The organism is Autumnicola patrickiae, from assembly GCF_031846525.1.
Classification (GTDB): domain Bacteria; phylum Bacteroidota; class Bacteroidia; order Flavobacteriales; family Flavobacteriaceae; genus Autumnicola; species Autumnicola patrickiae.
Genome location: NZ_JAVRHM010000010.1, coordinates 1 through 15121, shown reverse-complemented (window position 1 = coordinate 15121; position 15121 = coordinate 1). Strand labels below are relative to the sequence as shown.

Here is a 15121-nt window from a genome sequence, read left to right as displayed (position 1 = left end):
CACTATGTTAACTATCATTCTAAATATTCTTTTACCACCTGTAGCAGTTTACATGAAACACGGTTTTGGTTCTGCACTTTTAATCAATATAATTTTAACTATTATTGGTTGGATACCTGGTGTCATCCACGCCTTTATTGTAAATGGAACCGATTAAACCCAAAAGGATAACCATAATTTAGAAAAAACGGGCATTGTTATTCTTTTCATACAAAGAACCAAATGCCCGTTTTTATATTTATCGAAAATTGTCTTTTTAAACACCTCTCTTGTTAATTCCCTTCAGCTTCAGAAACCTTTTTCTGCCATTTCCAGGCACTTTCTAAGGCGTCTGCTAAGCTTCGGTTAGCTTCCCAACCTAGTATCTTATTGGCTTTTTCTGTATCTGCAAATGCGGCAATTACATCCCCTTCTCTGCGCCCTGCAATTTTGTAAGGCAATTTTGTCCCTGTAGATTCTTCAAAAGTATTTATCACCTCCAGTACAGTGTTACCGTGTCCCGTACCCAGATTAAATACTTCAAAATTAGACTTTTCTTTTCCTTCTACTAATCGTTGTAAAGCTACCACGTGTGCCTGTGCAAGATCCATTACATGAATGTAATCCCTAATACATGTACCATCCCTGGTAGGATAATCATTTCCAAAAACAGATAACTCCTGCCTTTTACCTATTGCCGTCTGAGTTATGAATGGAACAAGATTTTGAGGGGTACCTATTGGTAGTTCTCCTATTTCTGCTGAAGGATGAGCTCCTATTGGATTGAAATATCTTAGAGAAATAGCCTTTAAACCTGAAGCCATTCTACAAGTATCAGCGATAATTTCTTCTCCAACCTGCTTGGTATTTCCGTAAGGCGATTCTGCTTTTTTAACCGGTGCATTTTCGCTAATTGGTAATTCATCTGCCTGACCGTAGACTGTACATGATGAACTAAAAATAAAGTTTGCACTTGGTTTTTCCTGCAATTCCTGTAGAAGGTAAACGAGGGTTGAAAGATTATTTTCATAATACAACAAAGGATTCTCCACACTTTCACCCACTGCTTTTGAAGCAGCAAAATGGACAACACCTTCAATATCTGTATATTTTTGAAAGAATTTTTTTACTGCCTCTTTTTCCCGCAAATCAATTTGTTCAAAAGCAGGCCTTTGCTGGGTTATTTTCACAATCCCCTCGAGTACATCTATAGAAGAATTTGATAAATTGTCTATAATTACCACTTCAAAACCTTTTTCCTGCAAGGCTACTACGGTATGGGAACCAATAAATCCCAATCCTCCGGTTACTAATATTTTTGAGCTCATTTTTTTTCTATTCTTTACTGTGCAAAATAGGAAAAATAGATTCTTTGTACATTTTATTATTCAAAAAAATACTTCTCCATCTTTTGGTATTGAGAAATAGAATAAGAGAATAAAGAGTTAGAATTGCTTATATCCTTTATCTTTGCAGTTGGAAAAAAGGTATTATGCGAAAAGAAAGCAAAAGAAAAACATTTAAGTGGATAAGTATTCTTGAAGGATTGTCTTATCTAATATTATTATTTATTGCCATGCCACTAAAATATTTTTTTGATCAACCCGATATGGTGCGCTTTGTAGGAATGGCTCACGGAGTATTATTTATTGCTTATGTCATTGGTGCAATGCTGCTCTACAAAACTATGAGCTGGAATTTGAAAGATTTGTCAATTATTCTTCTCTGCTCCCTACTTCCTTTCGGACCTTTTTATGTAGACAAAAAATATCTTTAACGTATGGATTTTAATCAGGACTATAAATATCTTTTTTGCCTGGTAGAGAATGCGTTAATATCCCAGGGTGTGAATACATTACTTGCAATGTATATCAATTTGCTGGTAAATCTAGGTGTTCTAATCCTTCTGGTCCTGCTTATTAAATATTTCACCCGGCGTTTTGTAATTGAAACATTTAAAGCTTTTACAGATAAAACCGCCACAACGTTTGATGATTTTTTGATTAAGAGTAATTTCCCGAAATATGTAGGGCAGATTATCCCACTGCTCATAATCTATTATTCTATCCCATACATATTTGCAGATTTTCATTTTCTGCTTGAAAGTATCGTATTCCTTTTTAATATTTATGTAATTATCCTGGCGGTATGGATTGTGAGGAGCCTTATTCGCACCTCCCGAAATTACCTTATGACCCAGGAGGAATATAGCGATAAACCTATAGAAAGCTATAGCCAGGTTGTGCTTATAGTACTTTGGGTAATTGGCTTCATGTTTATTTTTGCAGAAATCACGGGAAGATCTGTCATAAGTTTTGCAATCTCCCTTGGTGCGGCTTCAGCAATTTTACTACTGGTTTTTAAAGATACTATTTTAGGTTTTGTAGCTTCTATTCAGGTTTCGGTAAATGATATTGTGAGGATTGGAGACTGGATTACTTTTAGCAAGTATGGTGCAGATGGGAATGTCACCGAAATTAATCTCGCCACCGTGCGGGTACAAAACTGGGATAATACCTTCACCACAATTCCAACCTATAGCCTTATTTCTGATTCTTTCCAAAACTGGAGGGGTATGCAGGAAAGCCCAGGTAGAAGAATTAAAAGAGCTATTTACCTCAAACAAAATTCTGTCAAATTTTTGAATGCGGAAGATCTTCAAAAACTAAAAAAAATTAAACTTATATCCAACTATGTAGAAAATCGACAGGCGGAAATAGACAGGTATAATGAAAAAAACAATATCGACAGAAGTCTTAATCTAAATGGTCGCAATCAAACCAATTTAGGTGTTTTCAGAAAATATGCCGACACGTACCTGCACGAACATTCTGCAATTAATAAAGATTTATATATAATTGTAAGGCAACTGGCACCCACGGCTCAAGGTCTTCCGCTGGAAATATTATGCTTTAGCAGGGACAAGAGATGGGAAAATTTTGAGTATATAACAGCTGATATTTTTGATCATCTAATAGCTGCTATACCTTATTTCGATTTAAAACTATTCGAATCTCCTTCAGGAGACGATTTGCAAAATTTAAAGCAAGGATCATCTGGAAATCAAGATCATGTTTAGTTATATTAGTAGCATAATTTAAATTTCCTGATGAAATTAAAACCTTTTTTATTGGGTTTTGGAATTCTGGCTGTGCTACTAACATTGGCACCTTTAATTGCTGCAGATTACTGGTGGATAAGAATTTTTGATTTCCCCCATACTCAGCTTACTATACTTACAATGGTTGCGCTTGTAGTTTATTTTGCCAGGTTTAATATACGATCCTGGAAAGACTATTCTTTTGTAGCGGTTCTCACCGCCTGTTTTGTCTTTCAGCTATCAAAAATCTATCCCTATCTCCCCCATAATCAATACGAGGTTGGGGAAGCTTCAGAAGGTATCCATCAAGATAACACGATCCGTTTTTTCGCTGCAAACGTTTTACAGAAAAACAAGAATTCAGATTTACTTATAAGGGAACTGGAAAATCAAAACCCAGACATAATTCTTCTAACTGAAACAAACGGGAAATGGAAAGATAATCTAATTAAAGCAACTTTAGACTTTCCTTATAAAGTTGAAATACCAATGGACAATACCTATGGAATGCTCTTATATTCCAAACTTCCTTTAAAAAACCCAAAGATTAATTTTTTAGTAGATGACAGTATTCCTTCCATAGAAACGATAGTCCAACTGAAATCCGGTAAGGAAATTCAGCTTTTTACCATTCACCCTACTCCTCCAATGCCACAACACAACCCTTCTTCCAGCGACAGAGATGCAGAAATGATGATAATTGCCAAAAAAGCAAGGGACTCTAAATTACCTGTCATTGTAGCCGGAGATTTTAACGATGTAGCCTGGTCCAGTACCACAGGGCTTTTTAAGACTGTAGGTGGATTACTTGACGTACGAATTGGTCGTGGCTTTTATAATACTTTTGATGCTACCAGTTCTATCTTACGCTGGCCTCTGGATCATTTTTTTGTTACAGAAGATTTCCGCCTGGTAAATTGCAAAACCATTTCAGGTATAGATTCAGATCATTTTCCTTTTTATCTTACCCTAAGTCTTGAACCTGAACATGCAGCAATGCAGAAGCCAGCATCACCAACAAAGGAGCAAATAATAACGGCAAACAATCAGATTGCTGAAGCCCGAAAAAAACAGGAAGAAAAACAGAAAAAAGCTAAAAAGGAATAAATTATTGTATCAAGTGTTAAGGATTCTACAATCTGCTTTATTTCTTGGTTTTTAAATAACGCAAGTACTACTTTAGAAGAAACAACAGCTAATTTAGAATGCAACAAAATGAAGGCTCCTATAGTGTAACATCGGTAAAAGAATCCTTTGATCGGTTTTATGACAGTTTAATAGAACAGTTACCCGGAATTGGCCTGGGATTGTTAATAATTATTTTAGGAGTTCTTATAGGAAGCTGGATTGGCAGTTTCGCAACCCGGAGAATATCTGCCCGTACTGACGATCCCCTGATGAGCCGGTTTTTAGGTAAAGCAATACGTTTTTTCTTACTTGTTATAGCCATTATGCTGGGGTTAAAAGCTGCGGGGCTGGGAGGTATTGCTACGGGAATTCTTACTGCTGCCGGAGCCAGTGCTGTCGTGCTCGGTTTTGCGTTTAAAGATATAGGAGAAAATTTTATTTCCGGAATTATACTTGCGTTTAACCGTCCTTTTAATATTGAAGATACTGTTGAGATAGGCGAAAACTTTGGAAAAGTAAAAGGCCTGGAATTCCGTTACACTAAATTGAAAACATTTGACGGAAAGGATGTTTATATCCCGAATAGTGATGTTTTAACCAAACCTGTTACAAATTTTACTGAAGACGGATATTTCAGGTGGACTTTTACTATAGGTATCGCTTACGAAAATAATATTGAAGCGGCAAAGAAAATAATTATAGAAGCCCTTCGAAATGAACCAGCGGTAATAGAAGATAAAAGCCATCAAAATTTTGTGATCGAAGACGAACTTGCTACAAGTACAGTGAATTTAAAAGTATTTTTTTGGGTGAATACTAAAGACTTTAGAAGAATGGCCCTTATAACTAAAGGGAATGTAGTAAGAACGGTTAAGGAAGCTCTGGAACAAAACGGCTTCTACCTGCCAGCCGATATTCAGGAAATAAAATTATATGGTGCAGGCACTGAAAAAGACTTTCCTGTTCGTATGATCAATAGGATAGAAAAAGAAAAGTAGATTACTTTTCCAACCTGTCCTTTACAAATTCAATTTTGGTTTTTCCATGGGGTTTTGGTTTGCCATTTTCATCTAAAGAAACCATAACTATTTTATCTATAGTAATAATGGTTTCCCTGGTCATTTTATTCCGAACCTCACATTGCAACGTGAGTGATGCCCTGCCGAATTTCACAACCTCAATTCCAATTTCCACAATATCTCCCTCTTTGGCAGAACTGCGAAAATCTATTTCACTCATAAATTTTGTTACTGTTTTTGGATTCTCTAATTGAATGATACTATATAGAGCACATTCTTCATCTATCCATTCCAGTAATCGCCCACCAAAAAGGGTACGATTGGGATTCATATCCCCGGGTTTAACCCATTTTCGAGTGTGAAATCTCATATTTTTATTTTAAAAGTATGGTAAATTTATGAACCTGTAAAACCTACTACAAGAATTACTATATTTTCAAAAAAGCTAGTACAAGATTCTAATTTCTCAGATTTCCATATGGGAAACTGCTAACTCTTTACTATAAAAGTCTACGTGCAGCCGCTATGATTTCCTCATGATCAAAAGCCAATTCTGGAAGATTATCTATATCAAACCATGCAGCCTCTTTAGCATCATCACCGGGTTTTAAAGTTTCTTCAGAAAAAATCCGACTTAAAAAAGCTATGGAAATCATTCTTCCACGAGGATCACGTCCCGGTTTTCCGAAGGCACGAATCTGTTCCATTGATTCAATTTTTAATCCTGTTTCTTCTAAAAGTTCACGTTTGGCAGCCTCTTCGAGGTCTTCTCCTTCTTCTATAAATCCACCTGGTAATGCCCACTGATTTTTAAAAGGATCATTTTTTCTTTTAATTAATAAGGCTTTAAATTTATTATTAGTATTGCTTAGTACAACACTATCTACCGTTATTGCAATCTCGTGCTTTCCCATTCTAATTTAGTGTTTTAGGTATTTTTAATTCTGTTCCAAACTTCTTATTAAACTTTTCAATAAAATATGCTGATAATAAAGGTGATGCCATCTCCATATTTTGATGAACAAAAAAGTAAATGTTCTTTAAACCTTTTTTATGCCACTCTTCCAAACGCTCCAGCCAATCATCCAACCTTGTGTAATCGCTTTCATGATTAGCACCATTGTACCTTATGAATGCAGTATCTGTTGTAAGACGCATATGGAGTAAATCTCTCCTTCCTGCACTATCGGTAATTATATTGCTGATATTGTATTTTACTAAAATTTGATTTAATTCGTCAGCAACTTTTTCTTCGTTATGCCAATCACTATGTCTGAATTCTGCTGCAAGCGGAATTTCCTTTGGCCAATGTTTAAAAAATGGTTCTAGTCTTTCCATAAATTTTGGCTGAAAATTATCGGGCATTTGAAGAAATACCATTCCCATCTTTGCTTTGAGCGGCAACATATTGGTAACAACATCGTCAATTAACTGTTCGCATTCATTTAGCCGCTTAACATGACTTATAATCCTTGGTATTTTTGGAAAAAATTTAAAATCTTCTTCAGCTTTTTCTGCCCATTTTTCAAATTGTGCTTCAGGAAACATTCTGTAAAAGGACGCATTTAATTCTATGGAATTAAATTGTGTACTATAATAGGCCAGTTCATCTTTAGTGCCTCTGGGGTAGAATTTCTTTAGATCTGTCTTGTTCCATTTCGCACAACCAACCCTTACGTCTTTAAATCTGTGCGGTTCTTGTTGTGAAAGAATATCTTTAGTTTGCACATGAGTCTCTGGTAATTTAAAATCTATTTTTCCGGGATCATCAACTTTTCCGAACTTCATCCAATTACTGATTTAATATTTATTAAAATAAACTGTTTTTCTGTTTACAAACTCCCGAATTCCATGTTCAGAGAGTTCTCGGCCATAACCTGAATCTTTAGTACCTCCAAAAGGCAGACGCGGATCACTTTTCACGAGATCATTTACAAAAACAGCCCCATCTTCAAATTGTGGAACCAGCTTTGCTGCAAAGTCAAAATCTTCTGTAAATATCGATACACCAAGACCAAAGACAGCGCTATTGACAAGATCTACCGCCTCATCTGAATCTTTGAAGGTTGTAACAGAAATAGCCGGCCCAAATGTTTCTTCCTCAAACATAGCCATGCCTCTTTTTACTCCGGAAACAATTGTAGGTTCATAATATGCTTTGTTGCGCTTCCCTCCCATCACAAGATTACCCCCCTGCTCTATCGTTCTGTTCACCTGATCTTCCAGATCTTCAGCCAGATCTTCTCTGGCAAGAACACCAATAAAAGTATCCTTATCCATTGGATCACCACTCTTAAGTTCTTTCACCTGTTTAATAAATTCTTCCATAAACTTCTCCTCTATCTCTTTCTGAAGAAGCAAACGTTTTCCTGCAATACAACTTTGACCGGTATTTTGAAAGCGAGCCATGACACAGGATTTTACCGTCTCCTGAATATTTGCGTCTTTAAATACAACCAGCGCATTGCTTCCTCCCAGCTCAAGCACAGATTTTTTTATTTCTTCACCAGCAATAGAAGCTACAGAACTACCAGCCGGTTTACTTCCTGTTAAGGTGACAGCTTTAACTCTTTTATCCCTAATTACAGTCTCAATTTTTTTACTACCAATCATAAGACTTTGAAAGCAATTCTCAGGAAATCCAGCTCTTTCAAAAACCTTTTGGATGTTCTGTGCGGTCCTCATTACATTACTTGCATGCTTTAAAACACCGATATTGCCCGCCATTAATGCAGGAGCCGCAAAACGAAATACCTGCCAAAAAGGATAATTCCAGGGCATTATCGCCAACACTACTCCAATAGGTTCATAACTCACATAGCTTTTTTCAGCATCAGTTTCAATCACCTCATTGGCAAGCTGTTTTTCAGCATTTTCTGCGTAGTATTTACATACCCATGCACACTTTTCAATTTCAGAGATGGATTGCTCTAAGGGCTTGCCCATTTCATTAGTAATATCCTTTGCATACTCTTCTTTGTTTCCTTTCAGCTCTTTTGCTACCGCATTCATTAATTTTGAACGCTCTGCAAAAGATGTTTTTTTCCAGGAGGAAAATGTGGAATCCGCAGCCTTTAGAGCTTTATCTATCTGATCCTCATTTAACTCCTCAAACCTATCAATTTCTTCTCTCGTATATGGATTTGTAGATGTAATCATTACCCCGTTTTAATGTTGTGATTTTTATCAAGATAATAAGAAGTGTCAGGTTTATAAATGCGATTAAGAGGATTTTAACTTCAGAAAATGTTTATAAATAGTTTAAAACTAAATTGCTGTTTTTCCTTGTATACTGCGGAATTTTTTAAATTTAAAAAACTTCCTTATTATGAGTCCTCGAGATCTTTATTTACTAGAATCCAGACCGAACATTCCCTCTGCAAAAGTTACAGAACAAATGAGCTCTGATGAAATATTCCAGAACAGAACCTTGCGTCCTATAGCCAAACTTCAGGATGAACTTCTTGTTGCTGTATTCAGAAATTATATTATAAAACATAAAAATGCTTTTTACAATCTTATACCCGATGAACGTTTAAAATATATTGAGAATGCTGTACAAAAGGATATAAAATTTAGAAACAGCTTAAAAGGTATTATTATTGGCCAGTTTACCCTGAAAGAGTATTCTGAGTATATTCAAAACTCATCTGCACTTAACAAAAGAATGATGAATCTTGTAAAGGAACGCTTGCAGGCCAACATTCAGCTTCTAGAAAACGATTTGGCGTACTAGAAACCCAATTATGATCGTGATAGCGAAACTCATTAAAGTACCTATGAGCACATATTCGGTCTGTTTTCTTGCTCCTGCCTCAGATTTATCACTGAAACGCAATATAGATTTTGCGGCTATTAAAAAACCTATTGCAGAAAAATTGTTAGTAAGGATAAAAGTAAGTACCAGGATTCTTTCAAAAATCCCAATATAACGACCCGCTGCTTCCAGACTACCTGTTTTACCATCTGTACTAAGTTCGTTATGCCATCGCTTAGTAGCTTTTCCGATAAGAAAACCTACCGGAAATATTACAAGCAAATATCCAATAGAAATTGCCAGAAAGGCCGAAGATGAAAGAGAATTTTTTAGAAATGGTAAAATTTCGCCAAAACTGTTTATTATGTAAATCCAGGATAATAGAATTATTATGAAGTGAAATAATTGATCCAGCAAAAAGATGCGAAGGTTGTCCTTTTTATGATTTAACTTCCATAAGTCAATTCCAAAATGAGTTAAAGCTATAAATAATGCAACATACCATAAATCCCATTGTTGCAACAAAATATAAGTTAGTAATCCTGCCAGTAAGGAATGTATATAAAGATGGAAAGACCGTGCTTTTTTCTTTCTCTTATGCACTACCCATGCTGTAGGTTGAAATACAAAATCTGTTAATATATGTGCCAATAAAAGCTGTAGTAAAATCTGTGTCGACATCATCCTATAAAACTTTTGGAAATAACCTCTTGATATCTTTGGAGCAATACAGATACTGCATCCCATCCTGCAGCTTTTTTTCTTTGGTTTACAGCAGATTGAGTAATGTTTAAAGTCTCTGCTATTTCCTGCTCTTTTAGGCCTTTAAGAAGGTGATAAATGACTTCGGCTGAAGCAATACTCCACTTGTCCATAAGGGTGTCTAACAGAAGAAAACTTGAATTAAATTCGGCATTCAAATTATCTTCAGGGGTTTTTAGAACAATAGTTCTTGGTTCCTTCTTCATTTCATCAAGGCTGCGTCCTGAAAATTGAAAAGCCTGTCCATTAGACTCTGCTATAGATTCCCTTGCAAATTCATAACTGCCAATTCCTATCGCCATTTTCAAATCAGCTTCTTTTGCATAAGCCTTACCCCGGGACTTCTTCTTACTATGAGCTACATTTATAGCTGTTTTCAAAATTAATGCAATTTCCAGTGATAGTTCCGGTGCGTAAATGATTCCCTGAAAACTATCTCCTCTATATATCTTAAATTTTACTTCTTCTCCATAGAAATCGGTCAGTTCTTGGAATTCTTTTTTAAGAATAGCTAAGACTTGTGAAAGTAAATTTTCACTATAATGAGAGGAATCCACAAAATCGGCGGTAATTACAGCTATCATATTTCAAAGATATAAATTATAAGGAAAAAATCTAATATTTTGACATTATAAGCAATAAACCTTATAATGACTTTTTATAAGATGAAAGACTTATAAATTTACGGAAATAGACTAAACTTTTGCTAATTATTCTTTCAAAAAATTACTACTACCTAAATTTAAAAAAACAATAAATTTTATTGAAATGAACAAGAAAGAGATATTCTATAAAGCACTGGACGCGGTAGATAAGCGAATAGAAAAATATCAGAAGGAAATGGATATGATAAAGGAATCCATGGATGCCAATGATATAAAAACAGACTATGATGAAGATAATCGCGGAAAACTACTAGGCGATTTTGAACAAAACGCCGGTTACCTTGATGATGCCAGGCAAATGAAAGAAACGTTAAGTGAAATAAATCTGGATCACTATAGTGAGGCAGTTTGTTTTGGAAGTGTAGTTGAAACAGATAAAAATCTCTATTATGTAGCCGTTCCAATAGGAGAGCTAAAAATGGAGGATGGAAGTACAGTTTATGCCATCTCTACTGATGCACCTGTATATCAAGGTTTAAAGGGAAAAAGGGTTGGAGATAGCTATACTTTTAACGATAAGGAATATAAAATTGTAGCATTGCATTAATCATTCTGGATACTCAACCCTTAAATGATAAATATTCTTGAGCTTACGCTTAAGAATTTTTTTCACTAGTTGAATTTCTTTAAAGGTAATATTAGAATTTAAAAACTGGCCATCTTTCATCTGCTTATTGATGATTTTTTCTACAAAATCATCAATAAGCACGGAAGTTGGCTCCTTTAAACTTTTACTGGCAGCTTCAACACTATCACACATCATTAAGATAGCTGTTTCCTTACTAAACGGAATTGGACCTGGATATCGAAAGTCGTCTGGGTTAACTTCTTCACTACTACTCTCCTTTTCCTTCATAAGGAAATAGTAAACGGTACTTGTCCCATGGTGGGTTCTTATAAAATCTATTACTCTATCCGGCAGATTATTGCGCTTAGCAATTTCTATCCCTTTGATAACATGTTCAATGATAATTTCTGCACTCTCACGAGGTGAAAGTTCATCATGGGAATTAACAGCGGTAGTTTGATTTTCTGTAAAATAGGTGGGGTCCTGCATTTTACCAATATCGTGATATAGAGCACCAACCCTCACCATCATAGCATTTGCCTGAATTTCATTAGCTGCAGCTTCAGCTAAATTTGCGACATTTAGAGAATGATGAAAAGTTCCCGGCGCCTTCTCTGCAAGTTCTTTCAGTAATTTTGAATTTGTATCCGAAAGTTCCAGTAAAGACATATCTGAAACCATTCCGAAGATTTTTTCATAAATATAAATAAGCGGTTGAACAAAAAGGGTAGCGAGTCCACCTAACAGGAACGTGAGAAAAACCTCCCCTTCAACATCTGCTATACTACCTTCCTGTATAATAGTAAAAGCAAAATAGGAAATTATATATACCAGGGTAATTTGTCCAACAGATATAAACAGGTTAGCACGTTTATATAATTCTGAAACCGTTAAAATGGTAACAATACCTGCTATAATTTGCAGGAACATATACTCATAACTATTAGGAACAATAAATCCCAGCAGTAGAACAGTAATAACATGCGTAAAAAGTCCTAAGCGGGCATCAAAAAAAGCCTTCAGTGTCAAAGGAAGAATACACAATGGAACAACATAAACATAATCTATATTAAATTTTACCACCAAGGTGGTAAGCATGACCATAAAAATAATATTGAAAAATATAAATGTGACTTTTACATTGTTTTCAAAAATATCCCTTCTATATTTTCTAATAAAGAGCAGCAGCATAAGAAGAGCCAAAGCTACCAGTGTACTATACCCCACCAAAATCCAATTATGATTATCCTGGCTCCATACCTGTGATTCATATTCCTGCTTCAGGGATCTGAGAATATTATATTTACCATTATCCACAACCTCCCCCTTAGCTATTACCCTGCTCCCTTGTTCAATAATACCCCGGGTATAGGAAATACTATTTAACTTGCTTTCCAGCTCTTTTTGAGTAAGATCATTGTTATAAACAACGTTAGGTTCTACGGAATTAAAGAATACTTCTAAAAGTTCTGTCCTAAAAAATCCGAGATTTGCCTGATCAATTTCATTATTAAGAAAATTGCTTATCTCCCCCTGTTTCAGGATTTTCTTATAAGTGACTTCGTAGGCCTCATTTCCTTTCCGAAGATAAACTAACTGTTCCGGTTGCATCCTGTTACTTTCCTGTAACAAACCGTTCCTGTATATCTTATCAATAGTATTCTCTACAAAATTGTTCAGTGGTCTTTCAGCCAGATCCAAAATACTATCACTAAAAGTTCTTTGAACCTCCTGAAGCGCATCAAACTTCACTCTTTCTGCAACAGCTGTATCAAATTCGTAATATGGAATAAGACTATTCCTAATTTCCTGCCTCTCCTCCTGGATCTCCTCTTCCGTTTTCAGTATCGCAAAATCAAAAGGAGCATAAAGGTTTTCGTATTGCCAGGGCTTATTTTTTGGAATATCGTACTTAAACTTCCCTCCCTTTGGCAACAGGTAAACTATTAAAACTGCGGTGAGTATAAATAAAAAAACCTTATAAAAAAGCGCCTGGTTTTTATAAAGGTTGTTTACGAAATTGCTCATATTTAGATTCAGCTAATGATCAAAAGTACTAAAAATCACCTTGAATCAGGACCTATTATTTAAGTTCCTTATAAAATCATTAACTTCGCAATACCACATATACAATAACAATTATGAATAAAGAAGTAGTTATAGTAAGCGCTGTCCGCACTCCAATTGGAAGTTTTTTGGGCAGCCTTTCCAGTGTGCCAGCCACTAAATTAGGATCTATTGCAATAAAAGGAGCCCTGGATAAAATAAATCTGAAACCAGAACTTGTAGAGGAGGTTTTAATGGGAAATGTAGTTCAAGCGGGTGTAGGCCAGGCACCAGCAAGACAGGCAGCTTTAGGAGCAGGCATCCCTGCTACCGTACCCTGTACCACTATTAATAAAGTTTGTGCGAGTGGGATGAAAGCCATGATGCAGGGAGCACAGTCTATTATGTTAGGCGATACCTCTATAGTTGTTGCCGGTGGTATGGAAAATATGAGTTTGATTCCGCATTATATCCACCTTAGGAATGGTAAAAAATTCGGCCCGGCAAGTATGGAAGATGGAATGCAGAAGGATGGATTGGTAGATGCTTACGATCACAATGCAATGGGTGTTTGTGCCGATTTATGTGCTGAAGAATATGAATTCTCACGGGAGGATCAGGATGCTTATGCCATACAATCATACAACCGCTCCAGAAAAGCCTGGAAAGAAGGTAAGTTTGATAATGAAGTGGTTCCTGTCGAAGTTCCCCAGCGAAAAGGAGAACCACTAATTGTAAAAGAAGATGAGGAATATAAAAATGTTAAAATCGACAAAATTTCTTCACTTAGACCTGCTTTTAGTAAAGATGGAACTGTAACTGCAGCAAATGCTTCTACGATAAACGACGGTGCTGCAGCAGTAATTTTAATGAGCCGTGAGAAAGCAGAAGAATTAGGATTAAAAATAATTGCCACTATACGAAGTTTTGCAGATGCAGCCCAGAAGCCAAAGTGGTTTACTACTTCCCCAGCTAAAGCATTGCCAAAAGCGCTTGCAAAAGCTGAATTAAAGCAGGAAGAAATCGACTTTTTCGAATTTAATGAAGCTTTTTCTGTAGTTGGTCTCGCCAATATGAAAATCTTGGGTCTGGGTGATGAAGTTACTAACGTTAACGGAGGATCGGTTTCGCTGGGACACCCTCTGGGCTGCAGTGGTGCCCGTATTGTTGTCACCTTGTTAAATGTGCTGGAACAAAATAATGCTAGATTAGGTGCTGCAGCTATTTGCAACGGCGGTGGCGGAGCTTCAGCTATGATCCTAGAACGTAATTCCTAACTACCTCTTAATCCTTACGGAATGCAATACGGTATTTGCCATTTAAGCATCGCCCCTGTTAGATTTGCAGCTTCCCATCAAAGTGAAATGGTTTCCCAGATACTGTATGGAGAACATTTTAAGGTTCTTGAAGAGAGAGGAAAATGGAGCAGAATCCGCCTCGCTTTTGATGGATATGAGGCATGGATAAGTAACAACCAATATCTAAAAATAAGAGAGGAAGATTATAATTATCTGCTGAATGATAATTTAAAATTATCTGCAGATTTATTTAATTATGTGGTGAATGAGCAGGGCCACCTAATGTCTGTACCACTTGGATCTTCTTTAAATTTTATTCAGAAATTCAACCATAGTTTTGAAGGTGAAATTTCTACTGGTACTAATAATAAAGAAAATTTAATACATTCTGCTCTTTTATACTTAAACAGCCCTTACTGCTGGGGTGGCAAATCTCCTTTGGGAATTGATGCCAGCGGATTATCACAGATGGTCTATAGATTAAACGGCCACAGAATTAAAAGAACTTCTGCAGAACAGGCAACTCAGGGAATAGCTTTAAGTTTTATTGAAGAAAGTGAGCCCGGAGATTTGGCATTTTTCGACAATAACGAAGGGATTATCGATCATGTGGGTATCATGATGCAGGATAATTATATAATACATGTAGATGGAATGGTGAGAATAGACCGCATAGACCATTCAGGTATTTTTAATGTAGACCTGAAGCGACATACACATCAGCTTAGGGTTATCAAAAAGATAATTTAAATTAATAAAAAAACCGCTGAAATTCAGCGGTTTTTTAGTTTTGAAATAA

Annotated in this window: 17 protein-coding genes; 9 read left to right on the top strand and 8 right to left on the bottom strand. The window is 36.0% G+C overall.

Going from position 1 to position 15121, the window contains the following annotated elements:
* Positions 1–4 precede the first annotated feature (4 nt).
* Positions 5–157 (top strand): YqaE/Pmp3 family membrane protein, encoded by a 153-nt coding sequence (locus RM549_RS09840; protein ID WP_311684239.1) that lies wholly within the window; start codon positions 5–7, stop codon positions 155–157.
* A gap of 115 nt (positions 158–272) precedes the next feature.
* On the opposite strand, the gene galE is transcribed toward RM549_RS09840, so the two are convergent.
* The gene (gene galE / locus RM549_RS09835; protein WP_311684237.1) at positions 273–1307 is read right to left on the bottom strand and encodes a UDP-glucose 4-epimerase GalE; all 1035 of its coding nucleotides are present in this window, start codon (positions 1305–1307) and stop codon (positions 273–275) included.
* Between the two features lie 164 nt (positions 1308–1471).
* Here galE and RM549_RS09830 point away from each other — a divergent pair, with 164 nt between their 5' ends.
* The 4 genes from RM549_RS09830 to RM549_RS09815 all read left to right on the top strand — a co-directional run bounded on the left by RM549_RS09830 (position 1472) and on the right by RM549_RS09815 (position 5205).
* Positions 1472–1756, top strand: coding sequence for a DUF3817 domain-containing protein (locus RM549_RS09830; protein WP_311684235.1), 285 nt, complete (start codon positions 1472–1474; stop codon positions 1754–1756).
* Between the two features lie 3 nt (positions 1757–1759).
* Positions 1760–3058 carry a mechanosensitive ion channel family protein gene (locus RM549_RS09825; protein ID WP_311684233.1) on the top strand — a complete coding sequence of 433 codons (1299 nt, stop codon included), beginning with the start codon at positions 1760–1762 and terminating at the stop codon, positions 3056–3058.
* 30 nt (positions 3059–3088) lie between these two features.
* Complete coding sequence (locus RM549_RS09820; RefSeq protein WP_311684231.1) at positions 3089–4186, top strand: endonuclease/exonuclease/phosphatase family protein; 1098 nt, start codon at positions 3089–3091, stop codon at positions 4184–4186.
* Between the two features lie 98 nt (positions 4187–4284).
* Positions 4285–5205, top strand: coding sequence for a mechanosensitive ion channel family protein (locus RM549_RS09815; RefSeq protein WP_311684229.1), 921 nt, complete (start codon positions 4285–4287; stop codon positions 5203–5205).
* Between the two features lies 1 nt (position 5206).
* Here RM549_RS09815 and RM549_RS09810 read toward each other — a convergent pair whose 3' ends face one another.
* The 4 genes from RM549_RS09810 to RM549_RS09795 form a co-directional block, all read right to left on the bottom strand.
* Entirely contained in the window at positions 5207–5596 is a 390-nt protein-coding gene (locus RM549_RS09810) for an acyl-CoA thioesterase (protein ID WP_311684227.1), read from the bottom strand.
* 130 nt (positions 5597–5726) lie between these two features.
* Positions 5727–6140 carry an NUDIX hydrolase gene (locus tag RM549_RS09805; RefSeq protein ID WP_311684224.1) on the bottom strand — a complete coding sequence of 138 codons (414 nt, stop codon included), beginning with the start codon at positions 6138–6140 and terminating at the stop codon, positions 5727–5729.
* A gap of 1 nt (position 6141) precedes the next feature.
* Complete coding sequence (locus RM549_RS09800; RefSeq protein WP_311684218.1) at positions 6142–7014, bottom strand: DUF72 domain-containing protein; 873 nt, start codon at positions 7012–7014, stop codon at positions 6142–6144.
* Positions 7015–7026: 12 nt separating this feature from the next.
* Complete coding sequence (locus tag RM549_RS09795; protein WP_311684216.1) at positions 7027–8385, bottom strand: NAD-dependent succinate-semialdehyde dehydrogenase; 1359 nt, start codon at positions 8383–8385, stop codon at positions 7027–7029.
* Positions 8386–8554: 169 nt separating this feature from the next.
* On the opposite strand from RM549_RS09795, the gene RM549_RS09790 reads away from it, so the two are divergent.
* Positions 8555–8962, top strand: a complete 408-nt coding sequence (locus RM549_RS09790; RefSeq protein WP_311684214.1) for a glyoxalase — start codon at positions 8555–8557, stop codon at positions 8960–8962.
* Here RM549_RS09790 and RM549_RS09785 read toward each other — a convergent pair.
* Positions 8939–9667, bottom strand: coding sequence for a DUF3307 domain-containing protein (locus RM549_RS09785; protein ID WP_311684212.1), 729 nt, complete (start codon positions 9665–9667; stop codon positions 8939–8941). The two genes, RM549_RS09790 and RM549_RS09785, sit on opposite strands and share 24 nt — an antisense overlap.
* Positions 9664–10329: a hypothetical protein gene (locus RM549_RS09780; RefSeq protein WP_311684211.1), complete on the bottom strand. Its 666-nt coding sequence runs from the start codon at positions 10327–10329 to the stop codon at positions 9664–9666. Before RM549_RS09780 ends, RM549_RS09785 begins: the two co-directional genes overlap by 4 nt.
* A 184-nt stretch (positions 10330–10513) precedes the next feature.
* Here RM549_RS09780 and RM549_RS09775 point away from each other — a divergent pair, with 184 nt between their 5' ends.
* Entirely contained in the window at positions 10514–10957 is a 444-nt protein-coding gene (locus tag RM549_RS09775; RefSeq protein ID WP_311684209.1) for a transcription elongation factor, read from the top strand.
* Here the strand turns inward: RM549_RS09775 and RM549_RS09770 are convergent, their stop codons facing one another.
* Positions 10958–13006, bottom strand: coding sequence for an HD family phosphohydrolase (locus RM549_RS09770; RefSeq protein ID WP_311684207.1), 2049 nt, complete (start codon positions 13004–13006; stop codon positions 10958–10960).
* Between the two features lie 113 nt (positions 13007–13119).
* Between RM549_RS09770 and RM549_RS09765 the strand changes: the two genes are divergently transcribed.
* A complete protein-coding gene (locus RM549_RS09765; protein WP_311684205.1) occupies positions 13120–14301 on the top strand; it encodes an acetyl-CoA C-acyltransferase in 1182 nt (393 codons plus the stop codon).
* 21 nt (positions 14302–14322) lie between these two features.
* A complete protein-coding gene (locus tag RM549_RS09760) occupies positions 14323–15072 on the top strand; it encodes a C40 family peptidase (protein WP_311684203.1) in 750 nt (249 codons plus the stop codon).
* Positions 15073–15121 lie beyond the last annotated feature (49 nt).